9 protein-coding genes are annotated in these 12322 nt (G+C 46.5%); 8 read left to right on the top strand and 1 reads right to left on the bottom strand.

Annotated elements, in window-relative coordinates; translation table 11 throughout:
* Positions 1-74 precede the first annotated feature (74 nt).
* From LYZ37_RS13035 to tldD, 8 genes are read left to right on the top strand one after another with little or no spacing between them, the layout of a single operon-like run.
* Positions 75-1118: a rod shape-determining protein gene (locus LYZ37_RS13035; RefSeq protein ID WP_004747218.1), complete on the top strand. Its 1044-nt coding sequence runs from the start codon at positions 75-77 to the stop codon at positions 1116-1118.
* 54 nt (positions 1119-1172) lie between these two features.
* Entirely contained in the window at positions 1173-2045 is an 873-nt protein-coding gene (gene mreC, locus LYZ37_RS13030; RefSeq protein WP_272785763.1) for a rod shape-determining protein MreC, read from the top strand.
* Positions 2046-2047: 2 nt separating this feature from the next.
* Positions 2048-2536 carry a rod shape-determining protein MreD gene (mreD, locus tag LYZ37_RS13025; protein ID WP_004747222.1) on the top strand — a complete coding sequence of 163 codons (489 nt, stop codon included), beginning with the start codon at positions 2048-2050 and terminating at the stop codon, positions 2534-2536.
* Between the two features lie 2 nt (positions 2537-2538).
* Positions 2539-3099 (top strand): Maf family protein, encoded by a 561-nt coding sequence (locus tag LYZ37_RS13020; RefSeq protein ID WP_272785761.1) that lies wholly within the window; start codon positions 2539-2541, stop codon positions 3097-3099.
* A gap of 20 nt (positions 3100-3119) precedes the next feature.
* Entirely contained in the window at positions 3120-4589 is a 1470-nt protein-coding gene (rng, locus tag LYZ37_RS13015; RefSeq protein WP_004747224.1) for a ribonuclease G, read from the top strand.
* Positions 4590-4598: 9 nt separating this feature from the next.
* On the top strand, positions 4599-8474 hold the full coding sequence (locus tag LYZ37_RS13010; RefSeq protein ID WP_272785760.1) for a YhdP family protein: 3876 nt from the start codon (positions 4599-4601) through the stop codon (positions 8472-8474).
* A gap of 12 nt (positions 8475-8486) precedes the next feature.
* Complete coding sequence (locus LYZ37_RS13005) at positions 8487-9305, top strand: carbon-nitrogen hydrolase family protein (RefSeq protein WP_272785759.1); 819 nt, start codon at positions 8487-8489, stop codon at positions 9303-9305.
* Between the two features lie 9 nt (positions 9306-9314).
* Positions 9315-10760, top strand: coding sequence for a metalloprotease TldD (gene tldD / locus LYZ37_RS13000; RefSeq protein WP_272785758.1), 1446 nt, complete (start codon positions 9315-9317; stop codon positions 10758-10760).
* A gap of 307 nt (positions 10761-11067) precedes the next feature.
* Here the strand turns inward: tldD and arcA are convergent, their stop codons facing one another.
* Entirely contained in the window at positions 11068-12288 is a 1221-nt protein-coding gene (arcA, locus tag LYZ37_RS12995; protein WP_004747231.1) for an arginine deiminase, read from the bottom strand.
* Between the last annotated feature and the right edge of the window lie 34 nt (positions 12289-12322).

Below are 12322 nucleotides of genomic sequence, written 5' to 3'. Positions count from 1 at the left end.
TGCTGTGACGGCAAGGCATTGGTACATTTAGTGCAATTTTCTATCTTCTAATTCTTTCAGGACGAGCGAAGAATATGTTCAAAAAACTTCGTGGCATATTTTCTAATGACCTATCAATCGATTTAGGTACTGCCAACACACTTATCTACGTTAAAGGACAGGGTATCGTTCTTGACGAGCCTTCAGTAGTAGCCATCCGCCAAGACCGTAACCGCGCAGGTAAAAGCGTAGCCGCTGTTGGTCATGCTGCTAAACAAATGTTGGGTCGTACACCGGGGAACATCTCTGCTATCCGTCCAATGAAAGATGGCGTTATCGCTGACTTCTACGTGACTGAAAAAATGCTGCAGCATTTCATCAAGCAAGTACATGACAACAGCGTGCTAAAACCAAGCCCTCGCGTATTGGTTTGTGTTCCTTGTGGTTCTACTCAAGTTGAGCGCCGCGCAATTCGTGAATCTGCATTGGGTGCAGGCGCGCGTGAAGTTTACCTAATTGATGAGCCTATGGCGGCGGCTATTGGTGCAGGCTTACGCGTATCAGAGCCGACTGGTTCTATGGTGGTCGATATTGGTGGTGGTACTACTGAAGTCGCGGTTATCTCACTAAACGGCGTGGTTTACTCATCTTCAGTTCGTATCGGCGGTGACCGCTTTGATGAAGCGATCATCAACTATGTTCGTCGTAACTACGGCAGCTTGATTGGTGAAGCGACAGCTGAAAAGATCAAACACGAGATTGGTTCTGCTTATCCAGGTGATGAAGTAGAAGAGATCGAAGTGCGTGGTCGTAACCTAGCAGAAGGTGTGCCGCGTAGCTTTAGCCTAAACTCAAACGAAATCCTAGAAGCGTTGCAAGAGCCACTAACAGGTATCGTATCTGCGGTAATGGTTGCATTAGAGCAATGTCCACCAGAGCTAGCGTCGGATATTTCAGAAAATGGTATGGTACTGACAGGTGGTGGTGCTCTACTTAAAGATCTTGATCGTCTACTAACAGAAGAAACAGGTATTCCTGTCGTTATTGCTGAAGATCCACTCACGTGTGTTGCTCGTGGTGGTGGTAAAGCGTTAGAGATGATCGACATGCATGGCGGCGATCTATTTAGCGAAGAGTAATTTGAATGATCTTGGCCTAGTGCCAAGATTGGCAAGATAAGGATCTCATATTCCATGAAGCCTATTTTTGGCCGAGGACCTTCACTACAGTTACGCCTGTTTTTTGCCGTTATTCTATCAGCCAGCCTTATGCTGGCTGATAGTCGTTTAGGTGCGTTTGCTCAAGTTCGTTACCTACTTAACAGTATGGTGGCACCTATTCAGTATTTGGCGGATGTCCCTCGCGTGATGTTTGATGGCGCTTATGAGCGTTTCAATATTCGTCAAGACTATATGGAAAGCACTCGCAAACTTAAACGTGAAGTGCTGCGTCTTAAAAACGACCTGCTACTGCTTGATCAATATCGCGAAGAAAACCAAAGATTGCGTAAGTTGCTCGGCTCTTCATTTATTCGCGATGAGCGCAAAGTCGTAACCGAAGTGATGGCGGTAGATACGTCACCTTATCGTCATCAAGTGGTGATCGATAAAGGTCAGATTGATGGCGTTTATGTCGGTCAACCTGTTGCAAACGAGAAGGGCATTGTTGGGCAAGTTACCTTTGTTTCGGCGCACAATAGTCGAGTGTTGCTGCTTACCGACAGCTTAAGTGCTATCCCAGTACAAGTGATCCGCAACGATATTCGAATCATCGCTTCCGGTACAGGTAAATCAGATCGTATTAACCTTGATCATATCCCAATCAGCTTAGATATCGAGGAAGGCGACCTACTGGTGACATCTGGTCTCGGTGGTATCTATCCAGAAGGTTTCCCAGTTGCACACGTTTCAGAAGTAGAGCGTGATACCGCACGAGAGTTTGCCGTTATTGAGGCAGAACCTGTGGTCGACTTTGAACGCTTACGTTATCTACTACTTATCTGGCCGAATGATTCTCGTCAGGAGAAAATCCAGCAAGTGATACCAGAGAATCTAGAGGAACAATAGAAATGGCAAATAGCGTACTTAAAGGAAAGTTTGTCATTGCTTGTTCGTTCTTAATCGCTTTGACGTTACAGACAATACCTTGGCCGGGAATGCTCGATCTGCTCCGCCCATCATGGTTGCTGTTAGTGACCTGCTACTGGGTGCTTGCACTGCCACACAGAGTGAATGTTGGCTCGGCATTGATCTTGGGCTTGCTATGGGATCTACTGCTTGGCTCAACACTGGGTATCCGCGGCATGATGATGTCGATAGTGATTTACCTCGTTGCGCTCAACTTCCTCGTAATCCGCAACATGGCCTTGTGGCAACAAGCCATTTTGATTGGTGTGATGTCGATGTTGCTCGACGTGCTGATCTTCTGTGGCGAGTACTTAATCCAAGATGTGACCTTTAATCCGGTCTCGTTATGGAGTGGTTTGATTAACTGCATTCTATGGCCTTGGATGTTCCTATTAATGCGTCGTGTAAGACGTCACTGGCATATACGGTAAAAATGACTAAACCATTGATTTTGGCTTCAGGCTCGCCAAGACGTAAAGAGCTGCTTTCTCAACTTGGCTATACCTTTTTGGTGGTGAAAACCGATGTTGAAGAGTGCCGCCAATCTGGTGAGAGCGCATTTGACTATGTTTCTCGCCTTGCTAAAGATAAAGCGATGGCAGCAGTAGAGCTTGAGCCAAATTCAGTGGTAATCGGTTCTGATACGATTGTGGTTTGCGATCAACAGGTATTGGAAAAGCCAGATGATTTAGCGCATGCTAAACAAATGCTAATGGCCCTCTCGGGCAGAGCGCATCAAGTGATGACAGCAGTGACTGTCGCCACAAAAGAAATTCAAGAAACTGTAGTGGTATCTACAGACGTATGGTTCAAGAACCTGTCAGAGCAAGAAATAGAACAATACTGGCACACGGGTGAACCTTGCGATAAGGCTGGTAGTTATGGAATTCAAGGATTGGGCGGACGATTTGTAACTCGCATTGAAGGCAGTTATTACGCAGTCGTTGGCTTGCCTCTGTATGAAACTGACCAGCTCTTGCACAAATTCTTATAATTAAAATTTGAGGTACTCTTATGAGTGCAGAGTTGATTATCAACGTGACCCCGAGTGAAACTCGCGTGGCCATGATTGAAGGGGGAACCCTACAAGAGATCCATGTTGAACGTGAAGCAAAACGCGGAATTGTCGGGAATATTTATAAAGGTAAGGTCAGTCGAGTCTTACCAGGTATGCAGGCTGCTTTTGTCGATATCGGACTAGAAAAAGCTGCGTTTCTTCACGCGTCAGATATTGTTCCTCATACTGAGTGTGTGGCTGAAAATGAAAAACAGCAGTTTCAGGTGCGCGATATCTCTGAGCTCGTTCGTCAGGGGCAAGATATTGTTGTTCAGGTGGTTAAAGATCCGCTTGGCACAAAGGGCGCACGCCTGACAACCGATATCACTCTACCTTCTCGCTACCTCGTGTTTATGCCTGGCGCGAGCCATGTCGGCGTATCACAACGAATTGAAAGTGAGCAAGAACGCAACCGTCTTAAAAAGGTGGTGGGTGAGTATTGTGACGAGAATGGTGGCTTCATTATTCGTACCGCCGCTGAGGGTGCTGACGAGAAAGAATTGTCGCAAGATGCCGCTTTCTTGAAACGCTTGTGGTCAAAGGTGATTGAACGCCGCAGTAAGTATAAAACCCGCGCGACTTTGTATGGTGAGCTAGGCCTGTCGCAACGTATCCTACGTGACTTTGTTGGTACCGAGCTAAACAAGATCCTAGTTGACTCACGTACCGAATTTGAAAATCTCAAAGAGTTCACCTCTGAATATGTTCCTGAACTAACAGAAAAGCTTGAGCTTTATGAAGGTGATAAACCTATCTTCGATATGTACGACACTGAGAACGAAATCCAACGTTCTCTAGAGCGTAAAGTAGAGCTTAAATCTGGTGGGTATTTGATCATCGACCAAACCGAAGCAATGACGACGGTTGATATTAACACTGGAGCGTTTGTTGGCAGACGTAACCTAGAAGAGACGATCTTTAATACCAACATTGAAGCGACTCAAGCGATTGCTCGCCAATTAAGGCTACGTAACCTTGGCGGTATTATCATCATCGACTTTATCGATATGGCTTCTGATGAGCACCGTGAGCGTGTACTTACTTCATTGGCAGCTGCATTGGACAAAGATAGAGTCAAAACCAACATCAATGGCTTTACTCAACTTGGTTTAGTCGAGATGACACGTAAGCGTACCCGTGAAAGCATTGAACATATTCTTTGTTCGACTTGTCCAACTTGTGAAGGGCGAGGCAGTGTCAAAACGGTGGAATCAGTCTGCTACGAGATCTTGCGTGAGATTACACGTGTTAATCGCGCTTATGACGCTGATAAGTTCGTGGTCTATGCATCTCCTGCTGTCGCAGAGACGCTACAAGGGGACGAATCTCATGCCCTAGCTGAACTTGAAGTGTTTATTGGCAAGCAGGTGAAAATTCAAGCTGAGCCACTCTATATTCAAGAGCAATTTGATGTTGTTATGATGTAAAGGTTGTTTGTGATTTCAACAGCGACTCGGCTTATTCGATTACTACTTTGGCTCACCGTTACTGCTTTGGTCATTCTGGCTATCGCGGTGACGGCGATGCGTATTGCGTTACCTCAACTCAACCACTTTCAGCCCCAAATTCAAAGTTGGATTAACCAAGGGACAGGGCTTGAATTTGAGGTTGCTGAAATTAAGGGTTTTTGGCGCAATACGCACCCCTCACTTTCACTGCAACAGGTAAAAGCCAAGACGCCTGCAAGTAGTGGTATTCATTTTTCAGCCGATAAAGTTGAAGTTGAACTCGACCTTATTCAATCTTTACTGCAACAACAGCCTGTTGTAGCAGACCTCAATATCTATCAACTCAATCTAGATATCTCATCGGTTGAGTGGATCAATACTGGCAGTGATGAAACCCCTATGCTTCAGCCTCAGGGCGATCAGAAGGATGTAATGCAGCAGCTTGATCAGCTGTTACTGCGTCAGCTTGATGGTTTTTCTTTAGCGGAGTCGAAAATACATTTCTTAGGTATTGATGGCACCAACCGCGAACTCGATATTAAAAAATTACGTTGGCAAAACAACGGTCGCCATCACCTTGCAGATGGTGAAGTTAGTCTTGCCCATAGCAACTTGAATTCGGCGCAAGTCAAAGCGAACTTCATTGATCACGGCTCGCTAAAAGAGGTGAGCGGTGAGTTTTATCTCTCAGTGCAAAACGTCCTGATTACGCCTTGGCTGACTAAGTTTGTAAAAACTGAATCGGGTATAGATAAAGGCCAAATCAGCTTTAGTAGCTGGTTAACGTTAAAGCATAGCCAACCTACCAGCGCCTACTTAGAGTTTGATTCTTCAGAGCTCAGTTGGCAGGAGGGGCAACAGCACGAGTTATGGTTAGATTCAGGTGTTGTTGAGCTAGAGCCTTATAAAAATGGCTGGCAAGTAAATGCTCACTCACTTAGCTTTACGACGGATGAGACTAAATGGCCTGACCTTGATATCGCCTTTGACTGGCAGCCTGATGAATGGCGTTTAAATGTTTCGCAACTCGACATTGAAGCGATTACGCCTTTAGTTAAGTTAGCGCCAAACTCCAAAGCAACGACGGATTTCCTTAAATCGCTCGCTATTGGTGGTTCGATTGAAGATGTCAGAGTATCTATGGGCTCTGAGTTAGATAGCTTGCAATACTCAGCACAGCTTTCCAGTGCCTCGATGACGCAATGGGAGTTACTACCGGGTCTAAATCATCTATCGGCTTCTGTGTCTGGCGATCTGCAACAAGCCAAAGCCAAAGTGACCTTAATTGACGATGTGCTTCCTTATGGCGATGTATTCCAAGCCCCGCTCAATATCAAGCAAGGGCAAGTGGATATTGTTTGGCAAAATAGTGAATCAGGTTGGAGCTTGTGGGCAGATAAAGTCACCGCAGCGACTCCAGATTTGCAAGTTTTGGGCGCTTTTAAGTTAGACTTTCCTAAAGACAAAAGCCCATTCTTATCCTTTTACGCAGAAGCCGATTTATATAATGCCGCTGAGACATGGCGTTATTTGCCAACCTTGGCGCTCGGCCGTGACCTTACTGATTACCTAAGCACTGCGATTCAAGGTGGTAAAGTTAATACGGCGAAACTGCTTTGGTATGGCGAGTTAGGTGATTTTCCATATCATAATAATGACGGTATGTTCCAAGCATGGGTAGGTTTAAAGCAGGCCAAGTTTAGTTTTGATACCGCTTGGCCTCCGATCACAGACCTGCAACTGGATCTGCTGTTCCAAAATGACGCCATGCATCTTGATTCGCGCAGTGCGACACTGATGGATGTAAAAGCCAAGCGTATTACTGGTCGTATTCCAGAATTAGCGGAAGGCGGGCACATTGAGATAGAAGCGCAGGCCGTTGCACAAGGCAATGCAGTGCGTGACTACATGACTGCCTCTCCTTTGGTTGACTCTGTTGGTGCTGCTCTAACGGCAGTGCAAGTCGATGGACGAGTTGAGTCCAGCTTCCAGCTTAATATTCCATTTAGCGAAGACAAAGAAGCACGTGCGTGGGGATATGCGGATCTTAAGGACAACCATGTCACTATTGATGCTCCGCCAATGACACTAGAGAAAGTCTCAGGTCGAGTTGAATTTGATAATGATGTTGTCAGTGCTGCGGGCTTGTCCGCAGGACTGCTTAACCAACCTGTGTCGATCGATTTCCAAGGTGAAAATATCGACCAAGGCTATGGTGTTGCGATAGATGTTGTTGGTGATTGGGAAGTTGAACCTCTGGTTCCCTATTTAGGTAAGCAATGGCTTGAACCACTGAATGGTCACGCCCCGTGGAGTATGGATGTGGACATTCAGCTCAACGATGTTGGATTCACCTATCAAATCAATACTGAAGCAGATCTCAAGTTTTTGGCAAGTGACTTCCCCGCACCGCTAAATAAATCGTCTGGCGTCTCAGGTAAGGCTCGCCTAGAAGCATCCGGTAACCAAGAGAGCATTACTGCCCGAGTCCAGCTACCGAATTTTAAATATCAAACTGAAATAGATATTCGACCTGATGTCCCTGTCTTAACTGATACTTATTTATTATTAGGCAAAGGCAGCTTTAAGATCAGCCCAGTAGCCGGCCATCAGGCAAAAGTGGTGGTCGATGATCTCGACTTGGATCAGTGGTTCGAACGTTTCGCTGTTGAAGAAGGGCCTTCTGAAGCCCTTGTCGCGCAGATGAATACCCCACAGATCCCATTGCCAACCCGAGTCGACCTTGATGCTAAAGAGCTCACTCTCGGCACGATAGACTGGAACGATGTCGATTTTAGTGCCAAGCGTAAAGGGCTCGGCTGGTATATGAGCTTAGATAGCCAAGAAGCAAAAGGTGAAGCCAGCTACATTGAGCCTTATGACTTATCGGTTTCTTTAGAGCGTTTACACGTCTACATTCCCGCGCTAGATAAAGAATACAAAGACAAGGGCATGTTTGAGCCGGAAAACAACGACGCGCCTCTTATCAGTCATTTTGAACGGACTTTCCATGAGCAGATTCCAAATATCACTTTAGCGATCAATGACTTTTGGTTACAAGGATACAAAGTAGGCAAAACTCACCTTGATTTACAACGTCAGGGCGAGAAGTTGGAATGGAAGAAGCTGACCTTTGAGAGCGGTGCAAACAAAGTCGATATGAAAGGCTGGTGGCGGATGAATGAAACTGAAAGCCACACTAAATTCGATGTTGAAATGTCCGGTGAAAATAACAGTGATGTAATGGAACGCTTCGGTATTACATCAGGTATTCAACGAGCCCCGTTTGAAATTAGCACTCAGCTTGAATGGGACGGCTCTCCGTGGTCTGGCAAGGTAGATACGCTCAATGGTGAAGTGTCGACTAAGCTAGGTAAGGGGATGATTTCTGATGTCAGCGGTGCAGCGCGCTTGCTTGGGATCTTTAGCCTAGATTCGATTATCCGTAAGATGCAGCTCGATTTCAGTGACGTATTTGATAAAGGGATGGCGTTCAATTCAATTACAGGTAGTGGCTCAATCCGTAATGGTATTTTCTTAACTAACGATATCAAGATGGATGCGGTTGCCGGTGAGATGAATATCAAAGGGCTAGCTAACCTTAATTCTCGTACTGTTGATGCAGAAGTGAAGTTTACGCCAGATATTACCTCTGGTATTCCGGTATTAACCGCCTTTGCGGTGACTCCTCAAACCGCACTGTATGTGTTGGCAATTACTACGGTTATTTCGCCTGTAGTTGAAGTCTTTACTCAGGTTAACTACGAAGTAAAAGGACCGCTTGATTCACCGGTGGTTAAAGAGCTCTCACGTAGTAAAGGGGAGTTTAAACTACCGGAATCTCTACGCGAATCGACTAAGTAAGGAATAGAACTCATGGAACGAGTTGGGTTAATTCAAATGACCTCAGGGCCAAATCCAAGTGAGAATTTGGCCTATATCCGTCAACAAGTGACGACCTTAGCCGAGCAGGGGGCGAAGTTTATCGTGACACCTGAAAACGCATTAGTGTTTGGTAGTCGTAAAGACTACCACCAATCAGCAGAGCCGATTGAAGGTGGAGAATTGCAAACTGCACTCTCTGAAATCGCGCGCGAGCATGCGGTTTGGTTGGTCATAGGTAGTCTGCCTATTCAGCGAGAGCAAGGTGTTACGACAACCAGCTTACTCTATTCTCCTGAAGGCAAGTTAGTGGCTGAATATGACAAGCTGCATATGTTTGACGTTGATGTTGCAGACGGTCATAAACGTTATCGAGAGTCAGAAACCTTTACGCCGGGATCGAGCGTGGTTTCTTATCCTACTCCATTCGCCCATATTGGCCTGAGTATCTGCTATGATGTACGTTTTCCGAGTTTGTATAGTGAGTTAGCTCGCTTAGGCGCTAACGTGATACTCGTACCTGCTGCTTTCACGGCGGTAACGGGCAAGGCGCATTGGGAAACCTTACTTCGTGCCCGTGCGATTGAAACTCAATCTTGGCTGATTGCTGTTAACCAAGTCGGGACTCACCCTTGCGGAAGAGAAACGTGGGGACACTCTATGGTTATCTCTCCATGGGGAGAAGTGATCGCGACTCTTGCCGATCAAGCAAGTAATTTATTGGTCGATATCGACCTCAGCCAAGTACAAGAATTGAGAGCTGCGATGCCAGTGGGTCAGCATGCTCGATTCAGCAACCAGTTACAAAATTAAGAGCAAACTATGACAATAAATCATGTAGAAGATGCGTTGCTAAAGCCAGCCGGACTTAGTGAACAAGATATTGCAGATACGTTAGCGAGTATTGCGACTCGCCAAATTGATTACGCTGATATCTATTTCCAATCGAGCTGGCATGAATCTCTCGTGCTAGAAGATAGCATTATCAAAGATGGCTCTTTCAACATTGATCGTGGTGTCGGTGTTCGCGCTGTCACTGGCGAGAAAACCGGTTTTGCCTATTCAGACCAAATCCAACTTGAAGGTTTGACCCAAAGCGCTATTGCAGCTCGCGGTATTGCCCAACAAGGTCAGAACGGTCAAGTACAGGCGTTTAAGCGCAGCGATAATCAAAGTTACTATGCGGCTGCTAACCCACTAGAGAGCTGGGAGAAAGAGCAGAAGACTCAGTTGCTTAAAGAGCTTGATGCGTATATTCGTACTAAGGAACCATTGATCAAAGAAGTTTCCATCAGCTTAAGCGGTGTGCATGAGCAAATGCTGGTTGCAGCAACTGATGGCACTTATGCCGGCGATGTGCGCCCACTTGTGCGCTTGTCGATTAGCGTGCTGGCTCAAAAAGGTGACCGCCGTGAACGTGGCAGCTCTGGTGGTGGTGGTCGATTTGGTTACGACTTTTTCCTCACTGAAGAAGAGGGTGCCAAGGTCGCGTATCACTACGCAGACGAAGCGATCCGCATGGCGCTCGTTAATCTTGAAGCGGATGCCGCCCCTGCGGGCATGATGCCTGTGGTGCTCGGCTCTGGTTGGCCGGGTGTGTTACTGCATGAAGCCGTTGGTCACGGACTTGAAGGTGACTTTAACCGTAAAGAGTCTTCGGTATTTAGTGGCAAGGTCGGCGAGAAAGTAACGTCTGAGCTTTGTACTATTGTTGATGACGGTACATTGAAAGATCTGCGTGGTTCGTTAAACGTTGATGATGAAGGCGTGAATGGTCAATACAACACCTTGATTGAAAATGGTGTACTCAAAGGGTACATGCAGGACAAGCTCAATGCCCGTTTGATGGGCGTGAACCCAACGGGTAATGGTCGCCGCGAGTCTTACGCGCATTTACCTATGCCTCGTATGACTAACACCTACATGTTGCCAGGTCAGCACACGCCAGAAGAGATCATCTCAACGGTTAAGAAAGGCCTGTATGCGCCTAACTTTGGTGGTGGTCAGGTTGATATTACGTCAGGTAAGTTTGTGTTCTCAGCTTCTGAAGCTTACTTGATTGAAGATGGCAAAATTACTCGCCCAGTCAAAGGCGCAACACTGATTGGCTCAGGTATTGAAGCCATGCAGCAAGTGTCTATGGTCGGTAATGACCTCAGCATCGACCGCGGTGTCGGTGTATGTGGTAAAGCAGGCCAGAGTGTCCCTGTCGGTGTTGGTCAGCCAACGCTCAAGCTTGATTCTATCACTGTAGGTGGTACGGAGTAGGGGAAGGAGGGAACGCTTCCGCTTCGAGATCGGGCCTTGCCCGCGAGAGTCGGGAACGGACTTCGTCCTTCGAGAGTTTTCGTTCCCGCATCCCGAATCCATAGCGAAGCGTTCCGAAGTAAAAAGGGTTGGCACATAGTACCAACCCTTTAAAGTTTCTCTAGCTCTCTAGCTCTCTAGCTCTCTAGCTCTCTAGCTCTCTAGCTCTCTAGCTCTCTAGCTCTCTAGCTCTCTAGCTCTCTAGCTCTCTAGCTCTCTAGCTCTCTAGCTCTACGTAGGGCGAAGCCCGTTCCAGAATCCAGCTTCCCTAGATGCCATCCCTTTCAATCGGACAACTCATACAGCGCGCGCCACCACGGCCGCGGCCGAGTTCATTACCTGGAATGGTAAGTACCTTGATACCCGCTTTATCGTACTTTTCGTTGGTGTAGACGTTACGTTCATAACCAATTACAACGCCTGGTTTCACGGTTAATACGTTGTTGGCATCATTCCATTGCTCACGCTCAGCTTCGTAGCTGTCACCGCCTGTAGTAATGATCTTAAGGTAATCCAAGCCTAGCGCTTCTTCAATCGCATGGATAAAGCTTGGTACTTTCTCAACTTTCATATCGCCGTCATCTTTCGGAGTCAGGCGCCAAGTGTTGAGGTCTTTACGCATGATCTCTGGATACACCGAGAAAGTATCAATATCCATATGAGTCATAACGGTGTCTAAATGCATGCATGAACGGTGCTTAGGCAATTCGATAGCGATAACTTGCTTAGCTTGACCATGTTTAAACAGGCTAGCGGCCAAGTTCTCAACACCTTGCGCTGTAGTACGTTCTGACATACCGACAAGAACTGCGCCTTTACCAATCACTAGTACGTCACCGCCTTCAATATTGGCGTTGTCGTAGTGCAAGTCTTCATCACCGAAGTACTTAATGAAATCTTGGCCTGCAAATACTGGGTGCCAACGATAGATGGCGCGCAAATGGTTAGTTTCACGCTGACGAGCAGGTTTCATCATTGGATTGAGTGACACACCACCATAGACCCAACAAGATGTATCACGAGTAAACAGATGGTTAGGAAGAGGCTCAATCACGAAATCCAATGGGCGATGCATACGCGGCAGCATTGAAGATGATTGAATCGGTAGCTCTGAATAGGCCAAACCGCCAAGCAATACGGTTGCTAGGTGCTCGTTGTCCATTTCAGACAGGTAATGACGTAAGTCTTTAGCAAAGGTAGGACCGTAACGGAAATCTGAAATCTGAGTGTTGAGGAGCCAAGTTTTCGCCTCATCAACAGCAAGAGTTTCAACAAGTAGGTCGTGAAGCAGTAAAACTTCAACGTCTTGGCTACGTAAAGTTTCGGCAAACTTGTCGTGCTCTTCACCCGCGGCTTCAACCGCTAACACGTCGTCAAATAAGAGTTCATGACAGTTCGATGGGGTTAAGTGGGTGAGTGCTCGCTCTGGACGATTTAATAGTACTCGTCTTAGTTGACCAACTTCTGAGCCTACGTACAACTTACTCATTTTGTATCCTTACAATTAGTTCCAGAGCGTATTT

Origin of the sequence: Vibrio tubiashii, from assembly GCF_028551255.1 — a bacterium.
Taxonomy (GTDB): domain Bacteria; phylum Pseudomonadota; class Gammaproteobacteria; order Enterobacterales; family Vibrionaceae; genus Vibrio; species Vibrio tubiashii_B.
This window is presented reverse-complemented; position numbering and strand designations above follow the sequence as displayed.

Excerpts from the sequence above, each read along its gene's own strand:
- LYZ37_RS13035 (WP_004747218.1), top strand. The coding sequence starts at position 75 with ATGTTCAAAAAACTTCGTGGCATATTTTCTAATGACCTATCAATCGAT.
- mreC (WP_272785763.1), top strand. The coding sequence starts at position 1,173 with ATGAAGCCTATTTTTGGCCGAGGACCTTCACTACAGTTACGCCTGTTT.
- mreD (WP_004747222.1), top strand. The coding sequence starts at position 2,048 with ATGGCAAATAGCGTACTTAAAGGAAAGTTTGTCATTGCTTGTTCGTTC.
- LYZ37_RS13020 (WP_272785761.1), top strand. The coding sequence starts at position 2,539 with ATGACTAAACCATTGATTTTGGCTTCAGGCTCGCCAAGACGTAAAGAG.
- rng (WP_004747224.1), top strand. The coding sequence starts at position 3,120 with ATGAGTGCAGAGTTGATTATCAACGTGACCCCGAGTGAAACTCGCGTG.
- LYZ37_RS13005 (WP_272785759.1), top strand. The coding sequence starts at position 8,487 with ATGGAACGAGTTGGGTTAATTCAAATGACCTCAGGGCCAAATCCAAGT.
- tldD (WP_272785758.1), top strand. The coding sequence starts at position 9,315 with ATGACAATAAATCATGTAGAAGATGCGTTGCTAAAGCCAGCCGGACTT.
- arcA (WP_004747231.1), bottom strand. The coding sequence starts at position 12,288 with ATGAGTAAGTTGTACGTAGGCTCAGAAGTTGGTCAACTAAGACGAGTA.